The sequence below is a fragment of the Agrobacterium genomosp. 13 str. CFBP 6927 genome (genome assembly GCA_900012615.1).
Lineage (GTDB): Bacteria > Pseudomonadota > Alphaproteobacteria > Rhizobiales > Rhizobiaceae > Agrobacterium.
On the sequence record LT009756.1, the window covers coordinates 1,535,414 to 1,562,155 of the forward strand.

The following is a 26,742-nucleotide window of genomic DNA, read 5'->3' on the forward strand; positions in this document are numbered from 1 at the left end:
CATGCGGACTATCCATTCCCTGCTTCCCGCTTTCCTGAAGGATCGGGCCGGCAACATCGCCATCTCGGCCGGGCTTACCGCGCCGCTTTTCATCGGCATATTGGCGCTCGGCGTCGATTACGGCTATCTGACCCTGCAAAAACGGCAATTGCAGCAGACCGCCGATCTCGCAGCCATATCGGCCGCCGCCAATGCCGCCGAAGCCGAAAAGGCGGTGCAGCAATATTTCGCCCTTAACGGCATGGATCTCGGCGTCAAGACGGCGCAGGGCCTGTTGACCCCAGCGGGTCTGAAGCCCTTCGATCCCTTGAACGAATTTGCCAGCAGCAAGGGTTATGCCCAGGTCATCAAGGGGCATTATGAACCCGATGCGACCATTCCCGTCGACCAGCGTTTTGTCGAAAACGCCCTGCCCACCAATGCGATCAAAGTGAACATCGTCGAGAAGGGGCAGATATTCTTCGCATCCGCCTTCACCACCCCGCCCAAGGTTTCGGCGGTCGGAACCGCCTCGTCCCAGAAGATCGCCGCATTTTCGGTGGGATCGCGGCTCGCAAGCCTCGACGATGGAATCCTGAACAGCCTGCTCGGCGGCCTGCTCGGCACCACGGTTTCGCTTAAACTTATGGACTACCAGGCGCTGCTTGCTGCCGATGTCAACGCATTGCATGTCGTCGAGGCGCTGGCCGTCGATCTCAAACTCACCGCCGGCACCTACAAGGATGTTCTGAAAACGGAAATCACCTATGGCCAGTTCCTGAATGCGCTGACGAAGACCACCGGCCTGCAGCCGGCTGTCGCCACCATTCTGACTGCGCTACAAAAAACCGTCAACAAGAGCAACATCAAGCTCAAGCTCGAGGAAATCCTCAATCTCGGGCCATTCTCCGACAAGCTGATCGGCAGCGGCGAAAACCTCAAGGTCACGGCTGGTGTCTTCGATCTCATCAATGCCGCCGCCGTGGCGGGCAATGGCGGCAACCAGCTGGCGCTTAATCTCAACGCCAACCTGCTGGGTCTCGCCTCGGTCAAGGCAACGCTTGCCATCGGTGAACCACCTGTCGAAACGCCGTCACTCGCCGTCGGCGGTCCGGGCACCGTGGTCCGTACCGCGCAAACCCGGCTGGCGGTCAATGTCGTGGTCGATGGGCTTCAGGCGATTGCCGGCCTGAAGGTCAATGTTCCGCTCTATGTGGAAGTCGCCCATGCCGAAGCGCGGCTTGCCGATATTCGCTGCACGGGCGGCGGACAGGGAACCGTCGATGTCGAGGTCGTCCCCGGTGTCGCGGAAATCGCCCTCGGTAATGTCGATACCTCGGCCTTCGCCAATTTCGGCAAGGACCCGCGCGTCACCAAGACAGCAATCGTGGATTCTGCACTGCTCGCCATCAATGGCAGCGCCCTCATCAATGCCACCAACATGAAGAAAACCAAGCTGACTTTCACGCAGTCGGATATCACCCAGGCAAAGATCAAGAGCGTCTCCACCAAGGACACCGTTACCACTCTCGTCAGTTCCCTGCTGAAGAACCTCGATCTGGATATCAGGCTCCTCTTCCTCAACCTCGATCTGGGAGGACTGGCGGGAATCCAGGCCGCACTTGCGAATACGCTTTCCGTGGTCACGGCTCCGGTCGATCAGCTGCTCTACAACGTGCTTCTGGTTCTCGGCGTCAAGATCGGCGAGGCCGATGTACGGGTCACGGATGTTCGGTGCCAGCAGCCGGCGTTGGTGCAATAGTCAGCACCGCGCATGAAAAAGCCGCCGGATGGTCTCCCGGCGGCTTTTTTCGTTTAAGGCTTTAATATCAGGCGTTGGCAATCGCCAGGCGCTTCTCGTCGCGGCCGCTCTTCATGCGCTCCGACAGAAGGAAGGCCAGTTCCAGCGCCTGATCGGCGTTAAGACGCGGATCGCAATGGGTGTGGTAACGGTCGGACAGCGAATCCGCCGTCACGGCGCGCGCGCCGCCCGTGCATTCCGTCACGTCCTTGCCGGTCATCTCGATATGGATGCCACCCGGATGCGTGCCTTCGGCGCGGTGAATCTGGAAGAAGCTTTCGACTTCCGACAGAATGCGCTCGAACGGACGCGTCTTGTAGTGGTTGAGCGTGATCGTGTTGCCATGCATCGGATCGCAGGACCAGACGACCTTGCGGCCTTCCTTCTCAACCGCACGGATGAGCTTCGGCAGGCTGTCCGCCACCTTGTCATGACCGAAACGGCAAATCAGCGTCAGGCGTCCAGCCTCGTTCGCCGGGTTCAGCGCATCGATCAGCTCGATCAGATTGTCTGGCGTCAGAGACGGACCGCACTTCAGGCCGATCGGGTTCTTGATGCCACGGAAATATTCCACATGCGCATGGTCAAGCTGACGCGTGCGGTCACCGATCCAGATCATGTGGCCGGAGGTGGCGTACCAGTCGCCCGAGGTGGAATCGACGCGGGTGAGCGCCTCTTCGTAACCCAGCAGCAGGGCCTCATGGCTGGTGAAGAAATCGGTCTCGCGCAGGCTCGGATTGTTCTCCGCGCTGATGCCGATCGCTTTCATGAAATCCATGGTTTCGGAAATCCGGTCGGCCAGCTTGCGGTAACGGTCCGCCTGCGGGCTGTCCTTGATGAAGCCGAGCATCCACTGATGAACGTTTTCAAGGTTGGCATAACCGCCCATTGCGAAGGCGCGCAACAGGTTCAGCGTCGCCGCCGACTGGCGATAGGCGTCAAGCTGACGCTCCGGGTTCGGAATGCGTGAGGCCTCGTTGAATTCGATGCCGTTGATGATGTCGCCGCGGTAAGACGGCAGCGTCACGCCATCCTGCGCTTCCACGTTGGAAGAGCGCGGCTTGGCGAACTGACCGGCAATGCGGCCAACCTTCACGACGGGCAGCTGCGCGCCATAGGTCAGCACAACGGCCATCTGCAGGAAAGCGCGGAAGAAGTCGCGGATATTGTCCGCGCCATGCTCAAGGAAACTTTCGGCGCAATCGCCGCCCTGCAGCAGGAAGGCGTTGCCTTCAGCCACATTGGCAAGCTGTTTTTTCAGGCGGCGGGCTTCACCGGCAAAAACCAGCGGCGGATAGGTCGCAAGCGTGGCTTCCGTTGCCGCAAGCTCTGCCGCGTCAGGATATTCGGGAACCTGCTGGATCGGTTTCTGCCGCCAGCTGCCGGGTGTCCAATTCTGTGCCATGTCCTTACCCTTTTTTCGACCACGCGACTGCCGCGCGACCGCCTCGAAAAATTGAGCGGCTTATAGCTCCATGCATCGCCTTTGCATAGCCGATCCCGGCGCCATACCGCTCAATCCGCCCGTTTTGAGCGTCTCAAGCGCATAAAAGTCAATTCAAACGATTTAACAAACCCGCCCCCACCCGAAAATCGTCTGTTTCGGGGGCGACGGGCAATTTTGACGCGCGATTATATCACGCTTGCGTCAGGGCTACACGCGCTCGCCATTCACCACGCGGTAGCTCGGCGAATACATCGTCACCAGCTCCTCGGCGGCTGTGGGATGAACCGCCATGGTACGGTCGAAATCATCCTTGGTGCAGCCGGCTTTCAGCGTGATACCGAGAAGCTGCGCCATCTCGCCCGCCTCGTGGCCGAGAATATGCACGCCCACAACTTTGCGGTCGCTGGCATTGACGATCAGCTTCATGATCGTCTTTTCCTGACGGCCGGAAAGCGTCGCCTTCATCGGCCTGAACTGGGCGCGATAGACTTCCAGTTCCGGATATTTCTTGCCCGCTTCCTCTTCCGAAAGACCGACAGTTCCGATTTCCGGCTGCGAGAACACCGCCGTCGCAATCAGCTCGTGATCCGGCTTGGTCGGGTTGTTCTTGTATTCGGTTTCGATGAAGCACATGGCCTCGTGGATCGCCACCGGGGTCAGCTGTACCCGGTCGGTGACGTCACCCAGCGCGAAGATATTCGGAACGTTGGTCCGCGAATAGTCGTCGACGATGATCGCGCCGCGCGCATCCAGCTTCACGCCGACGTTTTCGAGACCCAGACCTTTCGTGTTCGGATCGCGCCCGAGCGCCAGCATCACCGTCTCGACGGAAAGAGTACCGTGGTTCTTGGTGCGGGCCTGTAATGCGCCCTCACCCTTCGTCACTTCTTCGATGACATCGCCGAGCAATATCTTGATGCCCTTGGCCTCCATGGCCTCGTGCAGACCCTTGCGCATGTCCTGATCGAAACGCGACAGGATTTCCTTGCCACGGTAGATCAGGGTCGTTTCGACGCCGAGCCCATGGAAGATATTGGCAAATTCGACCGCGATGTAACCGCCACCGGCAATCAGGATCGACTTCGGCAGCTCTTCCAGGTCAAAAGCCTCGTTGGACGAGATCGTCAGCTCATGGCCGGGCAGCGCCCTGTGCTCGTTCGGCGTGCCGCCGACGGCAATCACGATACGCTCGGCCGTGAAGGTCTCGCCGGTTTTCGTCAGCTTCACGGTATGGGCGTCGACCAATTCCGCCCGACTGTCGAAAATATCGGCCTTGGCGTTTTCCAGACCCTTGCGGTAGAGCCCTTCGAGACGGGTGATTTCCTTGTCCTTCGCCGCGATCAGCTTCTTCCAGTCAAAGCTGCGTTCACCGACGCTCCAGCCGAATCCTTCCGAATCCTCGAAATGCTCAGGGAATTGCGAGGCGTAGACGAGCAGCTTCTTCGGCACGCAGCCGCGAATGACGCAGGTTCCACCATAGCGGTATTCTTCAGCAATCCCCACGCGCTTGCCGAGCGAGGCCGCCACGCGGCCGCTGCGCACGCCGCCGGAGCCGCCACCGATGACGAAAAGATCGTAGTCATAAGCTGTCATAGTCAAAACCCCTGATCAAAACGACGCCATCAGCCTCAAGGCGAACGGTGGCGTCTTCACGGCACATATAGGTGCTGCAACGCACAAATGAAAAGCCCGGTCTTGCGACCGGGCTTTGAATATTTCTGAAGATAGTTTTTTTGACTAAGCATCGGATTCTCCGGAAACCGCATTACACTTTCCGGTCCGATGCTCAGCCTGTTCATTCAATCAGGGCTTGGGAGCCGCCGGAGCGCCGCCCGTGGCGTTCTGATCGGCCGGAAGCGGCTTGAGGTCAGCGCCGGCAACCTTCTGCAGTTCGGTCATGCTGGAAGCGTTCAGGTCGCGGTTGATGCCGGCGGCCCAGATATCGGCAGCCTTCATCAGTTCGCGCGTGGCGATCGGGCCGTCCTTCAGAAGCTTCTTGCCGGCTTCGCTGCTGTAGAAGGTGGAAATGGCGTTCAGCTCTTCAACGGTGAAGGCGCGCGCATAGGTGAGTGCAGCCTCACGCTCCAGATCGGCGCGGCGCGGCGCAAGCTCGAGCGCCTTGGCATCGACGGTCTCGGTGATCGCGTCCTGAACATTCGGCGATGCCTGAATGAGTTCGGCCTTCAGACGCTCCGCCAGACCCGGCAGGATGTCATCGAAACGGTCGGTTACGCCAAGAGAGGCGATCGCCTGCCGTGCGGCAGCAATATGCGCTTCCGAAATTTCCTGAGCGCGTGCGGCAGTACCGAACACGATGCCGGAAATAAGGATCGAAGCAGCGGCAGCTTTGCCCAGTCCCGCTAGTTTGATCATGAAAATCTCGCTCCTGTTATACTGCCTGCATCACGCGGGCGCCTTCAGGTCCCGCGATAATGGCAAGCGATGCCAAATTTATGAAAAGTCCGTGCTCGACAACACCGGGGATAGTGTTCAGCTCGCGTGCTAGCGCTTCTGCATCAGGAATACGGCCAAAAGATGCGTCGAGAATAAGGTGTCCGCCATCCGTCATGAAGGCGCCATCGCCAGACGAACGCATCGTCAGCGTGCCCGAAAGGCCGGACCGCGCCGCCAGCTTCTCGATGGCGATCCGGGTCGCCACCTGGCCGAACGGGTTGATTTCGATGGGCAGCGGAAAGGCGCCGAGCGTCTCCACCACCTTGCTCTGGTCGGCAATCACGATCACGCGGGCAGATGCCGCCGCCACGATCTTTTCGCGCAGAAGCGCGCCGCCGCCGCCCTTCACAAGCCGCAGCGCATGGTCCACCTCATCGGCGCCGTCAATGGTCAGATCCAGTTCCGGCAACTCGTCGAGGGATTTCAGCGGCACGCCGAGTTCCACGCACAGCCGTGCGGTACGCTCGGAGGTCGGTACGCCCTCGACTTTCAGACCGGCGGCAACCTTTTCCGCCAGCAGCCGCACGAATTCCTCAGCCGTTGAACCCGTGCCGATACCAAGCCGCATCCCGTCTTGAACATGGGACAATGCGGCCTCGGCGGCCTTGATCTTCATCTGGCGGGCATCCATGTGCCTGAAACTCCGGTAGCTTTGTCGTCGCCGTGCTGTTTACACGGGTCGAAAGCCAAACGAAAGCCTTTTTCAAGCCAACGAACAGAACGTTGTGGTGCGGTTGCAAAGACAAGGCCGTTTGCCTAGGCTTGGCGCGAATGAAAGCACCGATAGCTTCACCAGAAGCATACCTAAGAGGCCCGTTTCCGTGACATCCCGCCCGCTCTCCCCACTCGCCATTTTCGATCTCGACGGCACGCTGGTCGATACCGCCGCCGATCTGGTCTCGAGCCTCAATCACACGATTGCCGTCGCCGGGCTTGCCCCCGTCACCTATGAGGACCTGACGCACCTCGTCGGCCAGGGCGCGCGTGTGATGATCAAGCGCGCCTTCGCGCTTCGCGAGACAGAACTGCCGGAAGCCGAGCTGGAACCGCTGTACGAGCGCTTCATCACCCATTACCGCGCCGAGATGCCCGGCGAAAGCCGCCCCTATCCCGGCATCATCAACACGTTGGATGCTCTGTCGGCCGCCGGCATCACGCTTGCCGTCTGCACCAACAAGACGGAAATCCTCGCTTTGCCGCTGCTCGAAAAGCTAGGCCTCACCCAATATTTCGCCGCCATCACCTGCGGCGATACGTTCGAATTCCGCAAGCCGGATGCCCGCCATATTCTCGGCACCATCGAAAAAGCCGGCGGCGATATCCAGCGCTCCATCATGGTCGGCGACAGCATCAACGACATTCTCGCCGCCAGGAACGCCGCCGTCCCGTCGATTGGCGTGACCTTCGGTTATTCGGATGTGCCGATGGTTGAACTCGAACCGGATGTGGTGATCGACGATTTCGCCGCGCTGACGCCCGACCTGGTGGGCCGACTGCTGACCGGACGCGACGCAGCGGCGTAAACAGCCGTGGTTGATCACAATTTCTTCTTCCCCCGCACCGCTGTCAGCATCGTCGCCGTTGGCGACACGGGCGAAGCGCTGCTTGTGAGAGCGATGCTGGAGAGTCTTGGCGCATCGGTCCGGCTGCATCTTCCCGGCACACCGGAAGATATTCTGGTGTGCTTGAAACAGCCCGAGAACCCGCCACCCTATCTCATTATCAGCGGCCATGGCGATGAAAACGGGCTTGTGGTGGGCGAATTCGATCCGGACGTGACCCGGATGGAATTGCGGCATGGCAGCATGCCCGCCGCAGCGCTCACCGGCAATGTCGATCTGCGGGACACCGTCATTTTTAGCACCGCCTGCTGTACGGGGTCCGAGGCTTTTGCCAAGGCCTTCATAGAAGGCGGCGCGAGCGCCTATGTAGCGTCGGCAGATTATCCTGAAGGCGCGGCGACATCGCTTTTCATTCATCTGGTCTTCTATGAATTGCTCGTCCGCAAGTCACCGATGGAAGACGCACTAAGACAAGCCAACCTGCTCGATAGCAACGGCGAACTGGCGTTCACACTATTCAAGGCCTAGCCAGCAGCGCCAGAATCCGCAGAAGTAAAAAAGCGCCGTTTCCGGCGCTTTTCTCTTGATCGTATGCTGGATCAGATCGACGCAGCCCGCGCCTTCGTCGTCACGGCAAACGCCTTCTGCACATAGCTATCACGGTCATAGACATCGTCGAAGAACTGCACCTTGCCATCCTTGTCCGGCCAGGCGGTGAAATAGGCCACATAGACCGGAACCTTCTCCGGCACCTGCACGGCGCGGTTCTTGCCAGACGCGATCTGCTCGCCAACCTTTTCGACACTGGTGCCGAGAACGGCAGCCGCCATGCGGCGCGGCTCGACCAGGCGGATACAGCCATGGCTCAGCGCCCGCATGTCGCGGTTGAAGAAGCTCTTGGCGGGCGTATCGTGCATGTAGATGGCATGCGCATTGGGGAACAGGATTTTCAGGTCGCCCAGCGCATTGTCGCTGCTTGGCGGCTGGCGAACCGAAACCGCATTGGTCGAGCCGTACCAGTTGACGCTGGTGGAGGAGACCGCACGGCCGCCCACCTGCACTTCGTAGCCCAGCCGGTCGAGATAGGATGGGTCGCGGCGCAGCTTCGGCAGCATCTCGTTGACGATGATAGACTGCGGCACGCCCCAATAAGGGTTGAACTCGACAGTCTGGATTTCGTCCTGGAAAAAATAGGTCTGGTTGGCCTTGGAACCGACCACGACCTTCATGCCGAACTGTTCTTTGCCCTCATTGTGGTAATAGGCCATGAAAGCGGGCTGGTTGATGAAGACGTAGCGCTGGCCGAGATCGGCCGGCAGCCAGCGGACCTGCTCCATCGCCACCTGTACCTTGGCTATCTTCGCATCATTGCTTTCGCCGACCATGGCACGCACGGTGGCGCGGCCGATGACGCCATCCGGCTTCAGACCGTTCTCGCTCTGGAACGCCTTCACCAGATCAACGAGATCGGGCGTATAGTCAGGCGTCTGCTGATAAGCGGAAATGATGGCCGCATGTTCGGCCTTGAAGGCGGGCGAAGCGCGGTGTTCGATGGCCTTGACGACATTGGCCATATCCGCGCTGCTATTGCCGGGCTTCAGCACCAGATCAGCCGGAACGCGCACGACATGCGCCGCATCGCCCTCACCGCGCAGGCGTGCTAGTTCCGCCTTCAACACAAGATACTCGGTGCTGGACGGTTCACGGCTGCGCAGATAGGCGGCAACGTCAGGGCTCAAGCCCGCAAGTTTCAGCACGGGAGCGAGGTTCACCGTCTTGCGCTTGAAATCATGATAGCCCGACAGCCGGTTCGGATCGACGCGGCCACGGGTGGTGTCCTGCACATAGGCCAGAACCTTGGCCGAGAGCGCCAGCTCGAACTGCATCTGCGCCCGCTGATAGGCATCGGAGGCCGACGCGGAGGCCGTTTCCACCGGTGTGCCCGTGGCCGTCGTACCGGCTGCATTGCTGCTGATGCTGGCGGTCACGTCTTTTGCCGGTGCGGAAATGCTGTAATCGGCCGGATCAAGGCCGCTTTCACCAACCGTTTCAAAGAAAGCGATGGTGGCGTTTGCACGCTCTGTCAGTTCGCCTTCGGAAACCCAAAGCGTCTTGCCGCCGGCGCCATAATAGGCTTCGAGCGCCTTGGCGATTTCGGGCGTGGCGCTGAACTTCAGATTGGCGAGACCCTCGCCGAAATTCGCCGTATTCACCGCACGGGCCGTATCCGCCTTGTAATCGTAATAACGCGGGCCAGAAACGCGCGGCAGGGGCTCGGGATCGGAGGCATCGGCGCTCGGTCCTGAAACCGACGGCGATGTGACGATGCCGGCCGGCGGCAACTCACCGCGATCGCGCGCAACCTTGCCCGGGCCGCCGCGCAGAAGGTCCATCAGCGTTACCGCGCCGGCGCTGCCGGGAAGAGCGGTAGAGACGCAAAGACCGAGAGCCAGCACCAGCGCTGCCGATGATTTTCCAGAAGTGACTTGCAATTTGATCCTCGTAGCACCCCAGCACCGCCAGTCAAACGGCGGGCATCAGTTTCATGCCTGTCTAGCCGATCGACGGCCCGTTGAAAAGAAAACGCCCAAAGCCCACAACCATGCCGAAATGAACCTTATGATACAGCCAAAGCCGTAAAAACGTAATTTCCAGAATTGGCGAGAATGGTTAAATTTCTATTTATTTCATTAACTTTGCCACAGGCGGCCAAGCGCCCCGCCCGCTCCTGAAACACCGGTTTTCCGGCCATTTGAGGACGTAGTAAAAATGACACGCCGCGGCCTTTTTCTCCCTTAGGCGATCCGCACCCCGGAATCGCTTTTGCACGACCGGAAATATCTGCCTCTACCGCATTGCAGCGCTTTCATTGCCGGCGCGATGATTCTATATATCGGCCGCGCAAGGCGGGCGAAGGCGCCGTTTTGGCGGAGGAAAACAAGTAAAAAGGCAAGATTGATGACAGCCACACGGACGGAAACCGATACATTTGGACCCATTGAAGTTCAGGCCGATCGCTATTGGGGCGCGCAGGCGCAGCGCTCGCTCGGCAACTTCAAGATCGGCTGGGAAAAGCAGCCCGCCTCTGTCGTTCGTGCGCTGGGCATCGTCAAGCAGGCAGCCGCCCGTGCCAACATGGCGCTGGCAGGCCTCGACCCCAAGGTCGGCGACGCCATCATTGCCGCCGCACAGGAAGTCATCGACGGCAAGCTGACCGAGCATTTCCCGCTCGTCGTCTGGCAGACCGGCTCCGGCACCCAGTCCAACATGAATGCCAATGAGGTGATTTCCAACCGCGCCATCGAAATGCTCGGCGGCGAAATGGGCACCAAGAAGCCCGTTCACCCGAACGACCACGTCAATATGAGCCAGTCCTCGAACGACACCTACCCCACCGCGATGCACATCGCCTGCGTGGAAGAAATCGTTCACCACCTGCTGCCGGCTCTCAAGCACCTGCACAAGGCACTGGAAGCCAAGGTCAAGCAGTTCGAAAAGATCATCAAGATCGGCCGCACCCACACGCAGGATGCAACCCCGCTGACGCTCGGCCAGGAATTCTCCGGCTATGCCGCGCAGGTCGCCTCCGCCATCGCCAACATCGAAACCACCCTGCCCGCGCTCTCCAAGCTCGCCCAGGGCGGCACCGCCGTCGGCACGGGCCTCAACGCTCCCATCGGCTTCGCCGAAAAGGTCGCCGAGGAAATTTCCAAGATCACCGGTCTGCCCTTCGTGACCGCGCCGAACAAGTTCGAGGCGCTCGCCTCGCACGATTCCATGGTCTTCTCGCATGGCGCGATCAACGCGGCGGCCGCTGCGCTGTTCAAGATCGCCAACGACATCCGCTTCCTCGGTTCCGGCCCGCGCGCCGGTCTCGGCGAGCTCTCGCTGCCGGAAAACGAGCCCGGCTCGTCGATCATGCCGGGCAAGGTCAACCCGACCCAGTCGGAAGCGCTGACGCAGGTCTGCGCCCACATCTTCGGCAACAATGCAGCATTGTCCTTCGCCGGTTCGCAGGGCCACTTCGAGCTCAACGTCTATAACCCGATGATGGCCTACAACTTCCTGCAGTCGGTCCAGCTTCTGGGCGACGCGGCCGTCTCCTTCACCGACAATTGCGTCGTCGGCATCGAGGCCCGCGAGGACAATATCAAGAAGGGCGTCGAAAACTCGCTGATGCTCGTCACTGCGCTGAACAGCAAGCTCGGATACGACATCTGCGCCAAGATCGCCAAGACGGCACACAAGAACGGCACGACGCTGCGCGACGAGGCCGTTGGTGGCGGATACCTCACCAACGAGGAATTTGACCAGTATGTGCGCCCGGAAAACATGATCGGGCCGAAATAATCGGTTTGGATTCTGGTGGAATGCAGAACGGGCCTTCGGGCCCGTTTTTGCTTTGGGCAGAGAAGTGACGGTGCAAGCCGAAGCTGATTCAATATCCACTTTGGCGAGGTGGATTATGGGGCGATTATTAGGTGATGATTTTCGATTGCGGTGTTGAAATATGCGCCTCAATGGTAGGGCTGATACTCAACTAAGCTTCAATCTGAGCGGGGATTACATTGAGATATACGGGAATTATCCTGAGCCTCGTACTGGCTCTAGCGTCGTGTAATACACGTTCGCCCTACAATACCCCAGAAATACGCCGCGTCATCTCGGCCGGGAGCGCATTGGGCAAGTGCTTGGAGCGGACCACAAAAGCATATCTCGTTTCAAACAAAGATCCGCAAAAAGTCGCCTCAATGCTCGATAACGCATGCATCGCGGAACGAAAGGCCGAGATGGATGCCAAGCGCGCGGCTGGTATTCCGGTGAATTATTTTGATTATGGAAAAGGGCGACACGAAGTCTCATTATATTGGGCAACCCACACGTCGCTTGCAGCAGAATAAGAATACGCGATCAACACCTGTCAACCTCTGCATAGCAGTCAACGCCTGAAGCTGATGGCGACAAACTTTACTACGCAAAGATCATTATACCGCGCCGTGGCTGGACGCCGGATCAAGTTCTTCATGACGGAAGAGAGCTATTCGATTTCCGCAATAAAAAAGGGCCGCAAAAGCGGCCCTCTTCATCTCATTCAAACCGTCAAACCAGCCGGCTCTGTTCCACCGCCGCTTCGATAAAGCTGGCGAAAAGCGGATGCGGGTCGAGCGGGCGGCTCTTCAGTTCCGGGTGGTACTGAACGCCGATGAACCACGGGTGGTCAGGATATTCCACCGTTTCCGGCAGGACGCCATCCGGAGACATGCCCGAGAAGACCAAGCCGCATTCTTCCAGCCGGTCCTTGTAGTCCACATTCACCTCGTAGCGGTGACGGTGGCGCTCGGAAATGTCAGTGGTGCCGTAGATATCGGCAATCTTGGTGTCTTTCTTCAGCGCCGCCTTGTAGGCGCCGAGACGCATCGTACCGCCGAGATCGCCCTTGGAGGAACGCTTCTCCAGCTCGTTGCCCTTCACCCATTCGGTCATCAGGCCGACGACCGGCTCGGAGGTCGGACCGAATTCGGTCGAGGAGGCATTTTCGATGCCGGCGAGGTGACGGGCCGCTTCCACGACCGCCATCTGCATGCCGAAGCAGATGCCGAAATAGGGCACGTTGCGCTCACGCGCGAACTGCGCCGCCATGATCTTGCCTTCTGAACCGCGCTCGCCGAAGCCGCCGGGCACCAGAATACCGTTGACCTTTTCGAGATAGGGCGTCGGATCTTCCTTTTCGAAGACTTCCGACTCGATCCACTCGAGCTTCACCTTGACGCGGTTGGCAAAACCGCCGTGATGCAGCGCCTCGATCAGCGACTTATAGGCATCCTTGAGGCCGGTATATTTGCCGACGATCGCAATGGTCACTTCGCCTTCCGGCGTGCGGATACGGTTGCAAACCTCTTCCCACTGTTCCAGACGCGGCTTCGGCGCCGGCTCGATGCCGAAAGCGGCCAGCACTTCCGAATCGAGGCCTTCCTTGTGGTAGGCAATCGGAACGTCATAGATATTCGCCACATCCAGCGCCTGGATGACGGCGGAAGGACGCACGTTGCAGAACAGCGAAAGCTTGCGTCGTTCCGCTTCCGGGATTTCCCGGTCGGCGCGCACCAGCAGAATGTCGGGGTGAATGCCGAGCGCCTGCAGTTCCTTCACGGAATGCTGGGTCGGCTTGGTCTTCAGCTCGCCAGCTGCCGGAATGTAAGGCATCAGTGTCAGGTGAAGATAGATCGCCGTGCCGCGCGGCAGGTCGTTGCCGAGCTGGCGGATCGCTTCCATGAACGGCATCGCCTCGATGTCACCCACCGTGCCGCCGATCTCGCAGATGACGAAGTCGTAATCGTCATTGCCTTCGATCACGAAATCCTTGATCTCGTTGGTGACATGCGGAATGACCTGAACCGTTGCGCCGAGATAGTCGCCGCGCCGTTCCTTGTCGATGATGTTCTTGTAGATGCGACCGGTGGTGATGTTGTCGGTCTTGGTGGCCGAACGCCCCGTGAAGCGTTCATAGTGGCCAAGGTCGAGGTCCGTCTCGGCACCGTCATCCGTCACGAACACTTCGCCGTGCTGTGTCGGGCTCATGGTGCCGGGATCGACGTTCAGATAGGGGTCAAGTTTACGAAGCCGCACCCGATAACCACGGGATTGCAACAAAGCTCCGAGTGCTGCCGCGGCGATGCCCTTACCTAGAGAGGAGACCACGCCGCCTGTGATGAATACATATCGCGCCATGGGATTCACCGGATACCTTTTTACCTCTGATTCCGCCAGCCCAAATTTCATGCTGTTGCAAATTCGCTGTTGACGAATTGGCAATGGGATGCGGCGAAATGCACACAAAAGAAAACCGGCAGGCTTTTGGCCTGCCGGAGCGTTAAATCGAAACCGGGCTTATTGACCGGTCGGTACTGCGTTCGGATCGGCGGGCTGCGCCGGTGCCGGGGCGGCAGTGCCGGACGCGGCAGGAGCCGGAGCCGTCTGCGCGGGCGCTGCTGCACCATTATTGGTCGGAACGCCATTTCCAGCCGGAGCCGGTGTTGCGGGCGTCGTCGCCGGGCCAAGCGTGTCGAGAATGCCGTTGCCCTGGCCCTGCGTTGCCGGAATACGGTTCAGAATATCGGTCGGGCGCGCTTCGTAGCGGGTCAGAAGACCAAGCCCGAGCGACGTCAGGAAGAACAGCGCGGCGAGGATGCCCGTGGTGCGGGTCAGCGCATTGGCCGTTCCGCGCGCGGACATGAAGCCCGAACCGCCGCCGATACCGAGGCCGCCGCCTTCGGAACGCTGAATCAGGACCACGCCGACAAGCGCCAGCACGATCATGAGGTGAATAACAATCAAAACGGTCTGCATGACAATCCATTCCATGCCCCGCGCGGAGCACTACAAAGAAGGTTTCGCGGCTCTTTACATGAGGCGAAGGTTTATTCCAAGCCCCTTTCCAACCCCTGTGACAGGAAAGCTGGTCTCAGGCCGTCAGTTGCTCATATGCCGCATAGATGGACAGGAAGTCCGAGGCTTTCAAGCTGGCGCCGCCGATCAGCGCGCCATCGACATTCTCGACGCCCATCAGTTCCAGCGCATTGGCCGGCTTTACCGAGCCGCCATAGAGAATGCGCATGGTCTTGCCGGCATCGCCGAAGCGCTTGACGAGCTCGTCGCGCATGAAGGCATGCGCTTCTCGCACATCTTCCGTGGTCGGGGTAAGACCGGTGCCGATCGCCCAGACCGGCTCATAGGCGATGACGGTGTTTTCCGCGGTTGCCTCATCCGGCAGCGAGCCGGCCAGCTGGCGCTTGAGAATGTCGAGCGTCTGGCCCGCCTTGCGCTCATCCGCCGTCTCGCCAATGCAGACGATGGCGATGAGATCGGCCTGATGGGCGGCAACAGCCTTGGCACGCACCAGATGATCGGTTTCGGCATGGTCGGTGCGGCGCTCGGAATGGCCGACGATGACATGGGTGCCAAAGCAGTCGGCAATCATCTCGGCGGAAATATCGCCGGTATGGGCGCCCGATGCGTTCTGGTGGCAATCCTGTCCACCGATCATCAGCGGGCTGTCATCGCACAGCGCCGTGGCGACATAAAGCAGCGTCGAAGGCGGGCAGATCAGCGCATCCACCTTTTCGGACAGCGCGCCCTTGACGCCCTCTGCCATGGCCTTGATCTGATCAAGCGAGGCACGGGTGCCGTTCATCTTCCAGTTTCCGGCAACAAGCGGTCGAACATTCGGCGTCATGCGTATCCCATTCCCTTTGTCTTGAGGCCGCCTTCGGCGGCGCCCCTCTGCCGCGAGCGGCCCTTAATCACGACAGAAACCCTGCCGGAAATCCCGGGATATTCCTTTAAACGCAGCCGTCAACAAATGGTACAAAAAAGCGGCCTGAAGGTTCAAAACGGCGGGCAGAATCGCAAAATTTGCCAATCCTGACCCAAATGGCGGCCTCAGCGGCTCAAAATCCAGTTCAAGACCGCCCGCCAGTCGGTCATGCGCACAGGTGTACCGTGGCTGCCGGTCTCATATCGCGTAAATCGAGCGGGCTCACCGGATTTCAGCAAACTGCGAAAAATGGTCGCCTGCTGATCGGCCGAATAAACCTTGTCGGCGCTGCCATGGGTGAACCACACCGGCTTTTTTGCCCTGGCAAAAACGCTCTTGGGGAAATCAGGATCGACCGCACCGCCGAGGATCGCCATTCCCTTGAGGTTTGCAACGGCGGCCTTGTCGCGGCTGATGCCGTAGCAGATGAAACTGCCCATGGAAGCGCAGGTCAGCACGACAGGCTTGCCGCCCGATTTTTTGGCCGCATCGGCAATCAGCGCCGCGATATCGGCAACGCCGTTCTCATCGAAGGAGCGCACGCTCGGCGCATAATAGGTGCCGCCATTGGCGACGGCCAGATTTTTCAGCCGGTTGAAATTGCCGCCGAACGTATAGTCGTTCATGCCGAGCCGCCGGTCGCCGCCGCGCCCGTGAATGAAGATGACCGTGAAGGCCTGCCCGCTTGCCGGCCCGACGCGGCCGACCTCAAGCGCCCTGCCCTCAACGGAAACACTTTCCAGCGCCTGCGCCTTCTTCGGCGTCATATCGACATATTGCCGGTTCACCCGCCGCTCGGGCACCTCGTCGCGGCCGTTAATGTCGCGCATTTCCTGATAGTCGACGACTTCTGAAGCGCCGCCATCGGCCGTGGAAAGCACCGTCTGGGCGGAAAACAGCTCATCCTTGAAGGGGCGCAGCGGCCCGTCGGAGGCAAAGGCCGCAACCGGCATGGCCGCAACAGTCAGGCTAAAAAGAGTACAAAACGTGAAATGAGCTGTGGACATGCCTTGGCTAACCGTTCATTCGTGGCTGCGAGACTTGCCATTGCAACCTCGCCAGCGCAATCCTCCTGTTGCGAAACCCTGACACAATCGTGGCATAGGATGCGCTGCGTTTGCCAGACGGCCCCACTGGAATCGGACGGGAACCGCGTTTGGCGTTATGATTGACGCTACTGGCATAATGATTCGCATGGCGAAATTCTGACACACGACTTTGAACTTTGGACATGATGGACGACAGCAACGATCTCTTCTCCGGTCTTCCGGCAGCACGAAACAGCGAAACGGAAACGAACGAGGATACGGTGAAAGCCGTAAATGCCCCGGCGACCGCAGCCGCCAACGCGAATGTGCAGCCGAAACCCGCAGCCGTTGCGGCCGTCACGCCGCCTGCCCCGCCCGCGCCCTTGTCTCCTTCCGGTGACGACTACGGCGCCTCCTCGATCCGCGTGCTCGAAGGGCTGGAACCGGTGCGCATGCGCCCCGGCATGTATATTGGCGGCACCGACGAGAAGGCGCTGCACCATCTCTTCGCCGAAGTCATCGACAACTCCATGGACGAAGCCGTCGCCGGCCACGCCAATTTCATCGAGGTCCATCTCGATGCCGAAGGTTTCCTGACAGTCACCGACAATGGCCGCGGCATTCCGGTGGAAAACCACCCGCAGGTGCCGGGCAAGTCGACGCTCGAAGTCATAATGACCAAGCTGCATGCCGGCGGCAAATTCGATGGCAAGGCCTATGAGACATCGGGCGGCCTGCACGGCGTCGGCGTATCCGTGGTCAATGCGCTGTCCGATCTTCTGGAAGTGGAAGTGGCGCGTAACCGCAAGCTTTACCGCCAGCGCTTTTCGCGTGGCGCACCGATCGGCGGGCTCGAGGAACTGGGCGACGTGCACAATCGCCGCGGCACCCGCGTGCGTTTCCATCCCGATCCGCAGATCTTCGGCGATCACGCCAAGTTCGAACCGGCCCGCATCTTCCGCATGGCCCGCTCGAAGGCCTATCTCTTCGGCGGCGTCGAAATCCGCTGGAGCTGCGATCCCGGCATGGTCCCGGCCGGCGGTGAAATCCCCGAAAAGGCCGTGTTCCATTTCCCCGGCGGCCTGAAGGATTATCTTGCCGCCACGCTCGGTAAGGAATTCACAGTCACCCGCGAGATTTTCTCCGGACGCACGGAAAAGACCGGCGGCCACGGTGCGCTCGAATGGGCAGTAACCTGGTATGGCGGCGACACGCAGATCCATTCCTATTGCAATACCATTCCCACGCCGGAAGGCGGCACGCATGAGGCCGGTTTCCGCATTGCGCTCACCAAGGGCCTGAAGAACTACGCGGATCTGACGCAGAACAAGCGCGCCAAGGACATCACCACCGACGACGTGATGATCTCCGCCGCCGGCATGCTCTCCGTCTTCATCCGCGAGCCGGAATTCGTCGGCCAGACCAAGGACAAGCTCGCCACCGTCGAGGCCCAGCGCATCGTCGAAAACGCGCTGCGCGATCCCTTCGACCATTATCTCGCCGGCAATCCGGGCGAAGCGGCAAAGCTGCTCGACTGGGTGATCGAGCGCGCCGAAGAGCGCCTGCGCCGCCGCAAGGAAAAGGAAGTCAACCGCAAGACCGCAGTGCGCAAGCTGCGCCTGCCCGGCAAGCTCGCGGACTGCGCCCAGAACACGGCGGAAAATGCGGAACTTTTCATCGTCGAGGGTGACTCGGCGGGCGGCTCGGCCAAGCAGGCGCGTAACCGCGCCAATCAGGCCATCCTGCCGCTGCGCGGCAAGATCCTCAACGTCGGCAGCGCCAGCCGCGAAAAGCTCTCGGCCAACCAGCAGATCGCCGATCTCATCCAGGCGCTCGGCTGCGGTACCCGCACCAAGTACCGCGAAGAAGATTTGCGTTACGAGCGCATCATCATCATGACCGATGCCGATGTCGATGGCGCCCATATCGCCTCGCTGCTCATCACCTTCTTCTATCAGGAAATGCCGGAACTCATTCGCGGCAATCACCTGTACCTCGCCGTGCCGCCGCTCTACGTCATCCGTCAGGGTGCCAAGAGCGCCTATGCCCGCGACGACGCCCACCGCGCCGAGCTGATGGAAACCATGTTCAAGGGCAAGAAGGTCGAAATCGGCCGCTTCAAAGGCCTCGGCGAAATGATGGCCCAGCAGCTGAAGGAGACCACCATGGATCCCGAAAAGCGCACCCTGCTGCGTGTCGAGATTGATGATGTGGATTTCGAAGGCACCCGCGAGGCCGTCGACAATCTGATGGGCACCAAGGCCGATGCCCGCTTCCGTTTCATTCAGGAACGGGCGGCCTTCGCTGATAATCTGGATATCTGATCGTCCGGATGAACCGTTGAAAGGCAGCGCATGGCGCTGCCTTTTGTGTTGATGTGGAGGCAACATCATGCGGATTGTGCTGACGGGCAGCTCCGGTCGGGTCGGCCGCGCTATTTTCAGCGCCCTTGCCGGCAGGCACGATGTCACCGGCATGGATCGTTCCCCCTTTTCCACCACCCATATCGTCGGCGATTTTGCGGACGAGGCGCTCCTGCGCTCCGCTTTCGAACAGGCGGATGCGGTGATCCATACGGCAGCACTCCACGCCCCGCATGTCGGCATTGTCCCGGACACGGAATTCCAGCGCATCAATGTCGAGGGAACCCGTATGGTGGCGGAAGCGGCAATGGCGGCGGGCGTGCCGCAGCTGGTTTTCACCAGCACCACGGCGCTTTACGGACACGCGGTTTCCGCAGGGGCCTGCACCTTCATCGATGAAAAGACGCCGCCCCGGCCGAAAAGCATCTATCATCGCACCAAACTCGAAGCCGAGCAGATGCTGGAGGCGATGGCGGGCCCGCATCTCGCCGTGCGCGTGCTTCGCATGTCCAGAAGTTTCCCGGAGCCCGCCGACGTGATGGCGGCTTACCGGCTACATCGCAGCGTCGATATTCGCGATGTCGCCGATGCCCATGTGCTGGCGTTGACCAATGCGGGAGACGATTTCCAGCGCTATATCATATCGGCAGCCACCCCGTTTTCCGCCGATGACTGCGACAGCCTCGCCGAGGATGCCGCTTCCGTTCTCCGGCAGCGGACCCCGGCCCTCGCCGACGCTTTCACGCAAAGGGAATGGGCGCTGCCGGCAACGATTGACCGGATCTACTCACCCGCTTGCGCCGCAGAGGGTCTGGGCTGGACATCCCGCTTCGGCTTCGGCGAGGTACTTGCACAATTGGACCGGCGCAGTCTGGAGGTCCTGCCCGTGGGCGCCAATATCAGCAGGAAATCCGAATAACGTTCGGCCTTATGCCGCGACCTCCTCACGAACGCCCAGAATGCGATCGATCAGGCCCCATTCCAGAGCTTGCTCCGCCGTCATGAAAAAATCCCGGTCCATGGCCGCTTCGAATTTTTCATAGCTGTGTTTGCAATGTTCGGAATAAAGCCGCGTCATGCGGTGCTTGGTCAGCCGCATCTCCTCGGCATGGATCAGCATGTCCGACGCCTGTCCCTGGAAACCGCCCAGCGGTTGATGAATGTGGATGCTGGCATTGGGAAGGGCGCTCCGCTCGCCCGGTGCACCCGCCATCAGCAGAAACGATCCCATGGAGCGGGCTGTTCCCATGCACAGTGTATGAACCGGTGCGCGGATATAATGCATGGTGTCATACATGGCGAGACCGCTGGTCACCACACCGCCCGGCGAATTGATATAGAGATGGATCGGTTTCTTGGGGTTTTCCGCCTCGAGAAACAGCAATTGCGCGCAGACCAGCGCCGAAACCGTATCGTTCACCTCGCCGTTGAGAAAAATGATCCTTTCCCGCAGCAGGCGGGAATAAATGTCGAAAGACCTTTCTCCCCGTGACGATTGTTCGACTACCATAGGGACGAGTTGCATCGCTTCGCGCATCGGCGAACTCCTGTCGTTAAGAATGTCGGGGAACGGGTCGGATCAGGCCGCGAGCTTGATCGGCGAACCGTTGTGGTTTGCGGCGGCCTTCGTCATCCGGCCGGGCCTGGTGACCGGCAACGCATGAATGACCCGCAGGCTCGTGCCGCCACGGTCATTCGATGCGATCCTGAAGGTGACGGTGCTTTCCAGAAATGGCGGAACATTCTCCCGCAACCTGTAGCAGACTTCCTCACCGGGCGTGACATTGACCGCCTCCGGTTCCGCCAGGGTTTCCTGCGGCAACCAGTGCTCGCGAAATGCCGGAATACTGATTGCGCGCCAGACCTTCTGCGGCGGCTCATCAAGATCATATTCAAGCTCTAAATCGTTTTTCGGCGCTTCGGGTATTTGCCTGTTCATTGATCCATATCCTTCAGCAGGAGCTTGAGAGCCTCTATGCGCTCTGGCCAATAGGCGCGGTATTTGCCGAGCCATGCCGCAATGCGCGTCAGCCCGTCCGGATCGACCTCGTAATTGACGAAACGGCCCTGCCGCCTTTCAACCACAAGCCCCGCCCCGCGCAGGACCGACAGGTGCTGCGACATGGCCGGCTGGCTGATCTCGATCCCTTCGCGCAAAGCAGAAGCGTTCATGGCGCCATCCGCCAGCTTTTCGAAAATGGCGCGCCGTGTCGGATCGGCCAGCGCCCGGAAAATATCGTTCTCTGTCATGCCAACACATAAGCACACACTTATGCGACTCACAAGCCCCGGGGTCTCTTATCCGTCTTGCGAGCCGGCTTTTTTGGAAACCGATATTCTCTCCGGCCGTGAACGCTTTATGCCCTCGCGCGTTTTCATCCGGCCTGATAATCTTCAGGCGGGGGAGCGATCAAAACAAGTGACTGCATTTACGGTATTCATTGCCATTCTTCTCCTGGTCATCGGATCGGGCCTGTTTGTCGTCATCGGCAAGCAGCGGGAAAAAGCCATTCCCAAGCGCCCCTCCGCCGCCCTGCCCGTTGCGGAGGATAAAACCCGGCTTGACCGGCACTGGCAGTCGATACGGAACGGCTGGAGCGAAAAAAACGCGCTCTGCCTGCTGCATTCCAACCTTGATGCCTTTGCGGTGCGCGTGGCGGCTGCACGCGCGGCGGGACGCAGCCTCGATCTCATGTATTACATGTGGAATGCCGATCTTACCGGGCGGCTGATGATGCGCGAAGTTATCGCCGCCGCCGACCGGGGCGTGCGTGTAAGGCTGCTTCTGGATGATCTCGGCGTTTCGATCTCCGACCGCATCTTCCACGCCATCGACAGCCACCCCAATATCGAACTGCGGCTGTTTAATCCAACAAGAGCGCGGGAAAACATTCTCTATCGCAGCCTGGAACTCATCCTGCGCTTCCGAAGCGTCAACCGGCGCATGCACAACAAGGCGTGGATTGCCGATGGACGCGCGCTCATCGTCGGCGGGCGCAATATTGGCGATGCCTATTTCGATGCCGCCGAGCGGGCGAATTTCCACGATTTCGATGTGCTCGGTTTCGGCAGGATCGTTACCGATGCCACCGAAATCTTCGACGACTACTGGAACAGCGCGGTTTCCGTGCCGGTGCGCTCGCTTCTGGCAAGACGACCGAGCAAGCTTGCGAGATTGCGACGCGAGCTCGACGCCCTGCCGCAAAGCGAGGCCGCCAAACCCTATCTGGAGCGCGTCGAAAGCCAGTATGGCAGCGGCCATTTCCTGATGTCGGATCGCCTTCACTGGGTCGATACCGCCGATGTGCTTGCCGATCCGCCGGAGAAAGCAGCGGGAAAACGCCGCAAGGGCCATAATTTCCTGATGGAAAGCCTGCTGCCGCTGATGCAGGCGGCAAGCGAGAGCCTGCACATCACCTCCCCCTATTTCATTCCCGGCAAACAGGGCGTGGACATTTTCCTGGATCTGGCAGAGCGCGGCGTGTCGGTCGCCATCCTCACCAATTCGCTGGCCGCAACCGATGTGGCAGCCGTTCATGCCGGTTACGCCCGTTATCGAAAACCGCTTCTGCTGGGCGGCGTGAACCTGCATGAATTACGCTCCCAGGCGGACCAGGGCAGCTTCACGCTACGTGGTTCGGGACAGGCAAGCCTTCACACCAAGGCCTTCACCCGCGACGGCAAGACCGGCTATATCGGCTCGCTCAATTTCGATCCGCGCTCCGCCTCGCTCAACACCGAAATGGGCGTCGTCTTCAACTCAGCCCCGCTGGTTGCCCGCATGGACGAGATATTCTCCGATGAAATCCGCCGCATGATGAGTTTCGAGCTGGGTATGGACAATGACAACCGTCTCCTCTGGATGACGGAAGAACAGGGTCAGCCAAAAATATACCGGCGCGAACCCGACGCTGCCATCAGCCGTCGGATCATCGCCGGTATCATGCGCATCCTGCCGCTTGAATCACAGCTGTGAGAATGAACGCCGGTCAGGCTGCGGGTCTCACCCCGGCCTTGGCCAATTGTATCTGCACCAGCGTATCGAGGTTCTGGTTCACGCGGCAGTAGAATTCCTCGTCGATGAAGGGCCGCAGCATGAAATCATTGCCGCCCGCCTTCAGGAACCGGGCCGACAGCAGCCGGTTGGTGGAAGAGGAAACGCCGATGATGCGCAGCTCATGCGACCCACGCACGGTGCGAATGCGCCGCGTCAGTTCGAAACCGTCAATATCCGGCATGTTATAGTCCGTCACTACCAGCCCGATGTCGGGGTTGGCCTTCAATATTTCGAGCGCCTTGGCGCCGCTATCGGCGAGGCTGACGCGGAAATTATAGCGTTTCAGACGGCTGGAAAGCAGCGCCCGCGCCGTCGGGCTGTCATCGACGATCAGCACATGGTGGCGGTGGTTGGTGAGGAACCGGCAGACGGATTCCGTTAGCATGTCCACGGCGAAGATATTGTCCTTCAGAATATAATCGACCACATCCTTGGCGATCAGCGTCTCGCGGGTCGCCTCGTGGAAGGTGCTGGTGAAAACGATGGTCGGGATCGAAAGGTCGATCAGATATTCCAGCGCCTCGCCCTTTTCCGCCCCCGGCAGGTTGATGTTGGAAATTGCCAGCGTCACCGGTTCGGGCGAATGCTCATAACAGGCCTGCAGCTCTTCAAAAGAGCGGCACACCTCCACCGTTACGCCCAGCATCTCCTTCAGGCGCATGCTCACCATCTGGGTGAAAACGTTGCTGTCTTCCGCAAGCAAAATGCGGTTATTGGTAAAAGGCACGCCCGAATATTGCATGCCCGTAATGCCGAGAAAATTCATCCTGCCCCAGTCCCCCGTCGTATTTTAGGGAAAATAGCAGGCGCGTTTTGCAGAATAATTAATGACACTTTTGCCGGCAAACGAGTTACGCACATGCTTACCTAAACGGAAATACGGCCCGCAAGGGCCGTATTGTCAGTGCGGATAGAAGCGGTCTCAGGCGCGCAGCAGCGCATTCTCCGTATCGAACGGGCTTTCTTCCACCACTTCGGCATCATAAAGCGTGCCGAGAATGCGGATTTTCAGCTTTGTGCCAATCGCAGCATATTCCGGTTTGAGCATGGCAAGCGCAATCGACTTGCCGATGCGCCAGCCAAAACCGCCACTGGTGACACGGCCAGCAAGAGCGCCGCTCTCGTCGGAGATCGCTTCAGACCCACGCGCATCCACATCCGTATTGCCGGTAACGGTCAGCGTCGAGAACACCCATTTCACCCCGGCCTCCTTGTAGGCCACCAGCGCATCGCGGCCGATGAAGCTCTTTTCCGGACGCAGGAAGCGGTCAAGGCCGGATTCATACGCGTTATATTCCACCGAAAGCTCGCGCCCCATATTGCGATAGGACTTTTCGAGCGACATGGACACCATGGCGCGGATGCCGAACGGCTTGATGCCGAATTCGGCGCCCGCTTCCATCAACCGGTCGAAAATGTAGTTCTGCATCTCGATCGGATGGTGCAGTTCCCAGCCCAATTCACCGACGAAATTGACGCGCAGCGCATGCGCCGTCGCAACACCGACGGAAATCTGCTTTGCCGTCAGCCACGGGAAATCCTTGTTCTCGAGGCTGGTGCGGGTCAGCTTTTTCAAAAGATCGCGCGACTTCGGACCGGCAAGCACCAGCACGCCGTATTTCTGGGTGATCGGCTGCAGCACCACGGAGCCGTCGGTCGGGGCAAGCCGGCGCAGCACGTCGTGGTCATGCGCCTCCAGACCACCGGCCGAAACCAGGTAGAACCGGCCCGGAGCCCATTCATAAACGGTGAATTCCACTTTCACGCCGCCATTCGGCGTCAGAAGATGCGTCAGTGCGATGCGGCCGCGCTTCTTCGGCACGATGTTGGCCAGAATGCTGTCCAGCCAGGCACGCGCGCCGGGGCCGGAGACTTCCATTTTTGCGAAGGCCGACATGTCAAGCACGCCGACATTCTGGGTGACGTTCTTCACCTCATTGCCGACATGTTCGAAGTAATTTGAACGGCGGAACGACCATTTCTCGACGATACGACCATCGTCCAAAGCCGGTGCGTGGTTGTGGCTGGTGATGACATCGGCACCCACGCCAAGGTCTTCCTCGCGCAGCGCATAACCTTCCGGCGCATACCAGTTGGCACGCTCCCAGCCATAAACGGAGCCGAACACGCCGCCAAGCTTCTTCAGACGGTCATAAACCGGCGTCGTCTTCAGCGGACGCGCGGCGGAGCGCTCTTCGTCCGGATAATGCATGGTGAAGACATTGGCATAGGCTTCTTCGTTCTTGGCGATGAGATAGCCTTCCGTAGCGTAAGGCCCGAAGCGGCGCGGATCGACCCCCATCAGGTCGAGCGTCGGCTCGCCGTCGACGATCCATTCGGCCAGCTGCCAGCCAGCACCACCGGCGGCGGTGATGCCGAAGGAATGGCCTTCGTTCAGCCAGAAATTCTTCAGCCCCGGTGCGGGGCCGACAATCGGGTTGCCGTCAGGCGTATAGGCGATCGCGCCATTATAGACCTTCTTGATACCCACTTCGCCGAAGGCCGGAACGCGCACCATCGCCGTTTCGATATGCGGCATCAGGCGGTCAAGCTCCTCCTGGAACAGCTCATATTCGCTGTCATCGGAAGGACCGTCGACATAACAGACCGGCGCGCCGACTTCATAAGGACCGAGGATCAGGCCGCCGGCCTCCTCGCGCATATACCAGGCCGAGTCGGATTCGCGCAGCACGCCCATTTCCGGCAGGCCCTGACGGCGGCGTTCCTGGATGGCCGGGTGCGGCTCGGTGACGATATATTGATGCTCGACCGGAATGACCGGAATATTGATGCCGACCATCTCACCGGTCTTGCGGGCGAAGGAGCCGGTGCAGGAGATGATATGTTCGGCGATGATCTCGCCCTTGTCGGTCGTTACCTTCCAGTGACCGTCTTCCAGCTGCTCGATGGCGGTGACGGTGGTATTGCGATAGATCGTCGCCCCGCGGTCACGCGCGCCCTTGGCCAATGCCTGTGTCAGGTCGGCGGGCTGAATATAACCGTCATCGGGATGCTGGATGGCACCAAGCAGGCCATCCGTCTCGCAGAGCGGCCAGATTTCCTTCACCTGTTCCGGCGTCAGCATGTTGACGCGCACGCCGATGGTCTCGGCAATGCCGGCATAATACATATATTCGTCCCAGCGATCCTTGGTGCGGGCGAGACGTATGTTGGAGACCTTGGAAAAACCGACATTCATGCCGGTCTCTTCCTGAAGCTCCTCATAGAACTTCACGGAATATTTGTGGATCTGGCCGACGGAGTAGCTCATGTTGAACAGCGGCAGGAGACCGGCCGCATGCCAGGTGGAGCCCGAGGTCAGCTCCTTGCGCTCGATGAGAACGCTGTCGCTCCAGCCCTTCTTGGCAAGATGATAAAGCGTCGAGACGCCGACAACGCCGCCACCGATCACCACCGCCCGTGCATGTGTCTTCATTTCCAGAACCCCTAAAAAGCGCCGGCATAACCTGCCGTGCCGCCAAATCGATGGGAGGAATATGAAGCGCCCGGCGGCCGTTCAGCCGCCTGATTGCGACATGGCCATAAGGTGCTGCGACAGGCGTGAAAATGCGGAGCATGCCGGACGAAGGTGGCGCAGCTTTACCGCTCGTTTCTTCTCCCAGAGGGGGAGAAGGTGGCCCGAAGGGTCGGATGAGGGGGCAAGCTCGCAGGTGATCTCTGCCCTGCCTACTCCGCTGCTCTCCCGCCGGGCGGAGGCGACAGACCGCACATCCTCG

The 26,742-nt window shown here is 59.9% G+C and carries 23 protein-coding genes; 8 read left to right on the plus strand and 15 right to left on the minus strand.

The genetic code is table 11. The features are described 5' to 3' along the window. The first annotated feature begins 1 nt into the window (after position 1). Positions 2-1,741 carry a TadG family pilus assembly protein gene (locus tag AGR13A_RS07680; protein WP_080834557.1) on the plus strand — a complete coding sequence of 580 codons (1,740 nt, stop codon included), beginning with the start codon at positions 2-4 and terminating at the stop codon, positions 1,739-1,741. Positions 1,742-1,808: 67 nt separating this feature from the next. Here the strand turns inward: AGR13A_RS07680 and AGR13A_RS07685 are convergent, their stop codons facing one another. From AGR13A_RS07685 to rpiA, 4 genes are all read right to left on the minus strand, one after another. Continuing rightward, complete coding sequence (locus tag AGR13A_RS07685) at positions 1,809-3,185, minus strand: class II 3-deoxy-7-phosphoheptulonate synthase (protein ID WP_080834559.1); 1,377 nt, start codon at positions 3,183-3,185, stop codon at positions 1,809-1,811. 249 nt (positions 3,186-3,434) lie between these two features. Then, the gene (gor, locus tag AGR13A_RS07690) at positions 3,435-4,820 is read right to left on the minus strand and encodes a glutathione-disulfide reductase (RefSeq protein ID WP_080834561.1); all 1,386 of its coding nucleotides are present in this window, start codon (positions 4,818-4,820) and stop codon (positions 3,435-3,437) included. Positions 4,821-5,030: 210 nt separating this feature from the next. Beyond that, positions 5,031-5,600: a DUF2059 domain-containing protein gene (locus AGR13A_RS07695; protein ID WP_035223246.1), complete on the minus strand. Its 570-nt coding sequence runs from the start codon at positions 5,598-5,600 to the stop codon at positions 5,031-5,033. A 16-nt stretch (positions 5,601-5,616) separates the two neighbouring features. Next, positions 5,617-6,312, minus strand: coding sequence for a ribose-5-phosphate isomerase RpiA (gene rpiA, locus AGR13A_RS07700; protein ID WP_003495827.1), 696 nt, complete (start codon positions 6,310-6,312; stop codon positions 5,617-5,619). 190 nt (positions 6,313-6,502) lie between these two features. Here rpiA and AGR13A_RS07705 point away from each other — a divergent pair, with 190 nt between their 5' ends. Then, complete coding sequence (locus tag AGR13A_RS07705; protein WP_035223459.1) at positions 6,503-7,204, plus strand: HAD family hydrolase; 702 nt, start codon at positions 6,503-6,505, stop codon at positions 7,202-7,204. 6 nt (positions 7,205-7,210) lie between these two features. Beyond that, the gene (locus AGR13A_RS07710; protein WP_080834563.1) at positions 7,211-7,771 is read left to right on the plus strand and encodes a hypothetical protein; all 561 of its coding nucleotides are present in this window, start codon (positions 7,211-7,213) and stop codon (positions 7,769-7,771) included. A gap of 71 nt (positions 7,772-7,842) precedes the next feature. Here the strand turns inward: AGR13A_RS07710 and AGR13A_RS07715 are convergent, their stop codons facing one another. Beyond that, entirely contained in the window at positions 7,843-9,699 is a 1,857-nt protein-coding gene (locus AGR13A_RS07715; protein ID WP_080834566.1) for a L,D-transpeptidase family protein, read from the minus strand. A 502-nt stretch (positions 9,700-10,201) separates the two neighbouring features. Here AGR13A_RS07715 and fumC point away from each other — a divergent pair. Both fumC and AGR13A_RS24525 read left to right on the plus strand, forming a co-directional pair. Continuing rightward, positions 10,202-11,593, plus strand: a complete 1,392-nt coding sequence (gene fumC, locus AGR13A_RS07720; RefSeq protein WP_080818713.1) for a class II fumarate hydratase — start codon at positions 10,202-10,204, stop codon at positions 11,591-11,593. 341 nt (positions 11,594-11,934) lie between these two features. Continuing rightward, positions 11,935-12,144, plus strand: coding sequence for a hypothetical protein (locus AGR13A_RS24525; protein ID WP_139786031.1), 210 nt, complete (start codon positions 11,935-11,937; stop codon positions 12,142-12,144). Positions 12,145-12,343: 199 nt separating this feature from the next. Here AGR13A_RS24525 and AGR13A_RS07725 read toward each other — a convergent pair whose 3' ends face one another. From AGR13A_RS07725 to AGR13A_RS07740, 4 genes are all read right to left on the minus strand, one after another. Then, complete coding sequence (locus tag AGR13A_RS07725; RefSeq protein WP_035223457.1) at positions 12,344-13,972, minus strand: CTP synthase; 1,629 nt, start codon at positions 13,970-13,972, stop codon at positions 12,344-12,346. Between the two features lie 159 nt (positions 13,973-14,131). Then, the gene (secG, locus tag AGR13A_RS07730) at positions 14,132-14,590 is read right to left on the minus strand and encodes a preprotein translocase subunit SecG (RefSeq protein WP_035223455.1); all 459 of its coding nucleotides are present in this window, start codon (positions 14,588-14,590) and stop codon (positions 14,132-14,134) included. 115 nt (positions 14,591-14,705) lie between these two features. Then, complete coding sequence (tpiA, locus tag AGR13A_RS07735) at positions 14,706-15,476, minus strand: triose-phosphate isomerase (protein ID WP_080834568.1); 771 nt, start codon at positions 15,474-15,476, stop codon at positions 14,706-14,708. Positions 15,477-15,682: 206 nt separating this feature from the next. Beyond that, positions 15,683-16,564: an alpha/beta fold hydrolase gene (locus AGR13A_RS07740; RefSeq protein WP_080834569.1), complete on the minus strand. Its 882-nt coding sequence runs from the start codon at positions 16,562-16,564 to the stop codon at positions 15,683-15,685. Between the two features lie 224 nt (positions 16,565-16,788). On the opposite strand from AGR13A_RS07740, the gene parE reads away from it, so the two are divergent. Both parE and AGR13A_RS07750 read left to right on the plus strand, forming a co-directional pair. Continuing rightward, complete coding sequence (gene parE / locus AGR13A_RS07745) at positions 16,789-18,909, plus strand: DNA topoisomerase IV subunit B (protein ID WP_080834572.1); 2,121 nt, start codon at positions 16,789-16,791, stop codon at positions 18,907-18,909. A gap of 67 nt (positions 18,910-18,976) precedes the next feature. Continuing rightward, complete coding sequence (locus tag AGR13A_RS07750) at positions 18,977-19,867, plus strand: NAD-dependent epimerase/dehydratase family protein (protein WP_080834574.1); 891 nt, start codon at positions 18,977-18,979, stop codon at positions 19,865-19,867. A 9-nt stretch (positions 19,868-19,876) separates the two neighbouring features. Here AGR13A_RS07750 and AGR13A_RS07755 read toward each other — a convergent pair whose 3' ends face one another. The 3 genes from AGR13A_RS07755 to AGR13A_RS07765 are packed head-to-tail and all read right to left on the minus strand — an operon-like array spanning position 19,877 to position 21,198. Next, positions 19,877-20,485: an ATP-dependent Clp protease proteolytic subunit gene (locus AGR13A_RS07755; RefSeq protein ID WP_080834576.1), complete on the minus strand. Its 609-nt coding sequence runs from the start codon at positions 20,483-20,485 to the stop codon at positions 19,877-19,879. 42 nt (positions 20,486-20,527) lie between these two features. Further along, the gene (locus AGR13A_RS07760) at positions 20,528-20,887 is read right to left on the minus strand and encodes an SRPBCC family protein (RefSeq protein WP_080834578.1); all 360 of its coding nucleotides are present in this window, start codon (positions 20,885-20,887) and stop codon (positions 20,528-20,530) included. Next, positions 20,884-21,198 (minus strand): ArsR/SmtB family transcription factor, encoded by a 315-nt coding sequence (locus tag AGR13A_RS07765; RefSeq protein ID WP_035223222.1) that lies wholly within the window; start codon positions 21,196-21,198, stop codon positions 20,884-20,886. The genes AGR13A_RS07760 and AGR13A_RS07765 overlap by 4 nt, the downstream gene beginning before the upstream one ends. Positions 21,199-21,367: 169 nt before the next feature. Here AGR13A_RS07765 and AGR13A_RS07770 point away from each other — a divergent pair, with 169 nt between their 5' ends. After that, on the plus strand, positions 21,368-22,924 hold the full coding sequence (locus tag AGR13A_RS07770) for a phospholipase D family protein (protein WP_080836664.1): 1,557 nt from the start codon (positions 21,368-21,370) through the stop codon (positions 22,922-22,924). Between the two features lie 13 nt (positions 22,925-22,937). Here the strand turns inward: AGR13A_RS07770 and AGR13A_RS07775 are convergent, their stop codons facing one another. The 3 genes from AGR13A_RS07775 to AGR13A_RS25055 all read right to left on the minus strand — a co-directional run. Beyond that, the gene (locus AGR13A_RS07775; protein ID WP_003495796.1) at positions 22,938-23,771 is read right to left on the minus strand and encodes a response regulator; all 834 of its coding nucleotides are present in this window, start codon (positions 23,769-23,771) and stop codon (positions 22,938-22,940) included. A 156-nt stretch (positions 23,772-23,927) separates the two neighbouring features. Then, on the minus strand, positions 23,928-26,441 hold the full coding sequence (locus tag AGR13A_RS07780; protein ID WP_080834580.1) for a GcvT family protein: 2,514 nt from the start codon (positions 26,439-26,441) through the stop codon (positions 23,928-23,930). Between the two features lie 81 nt (positions 26,442-26,522). After that, on the minus strand, positions 26,523-26,742 hold a 220-nt coding region (locus AGR13A_RS25055), incomplete at its 5' end, for a hypothetical protein (RefSeq protein ID WP_208612390.1).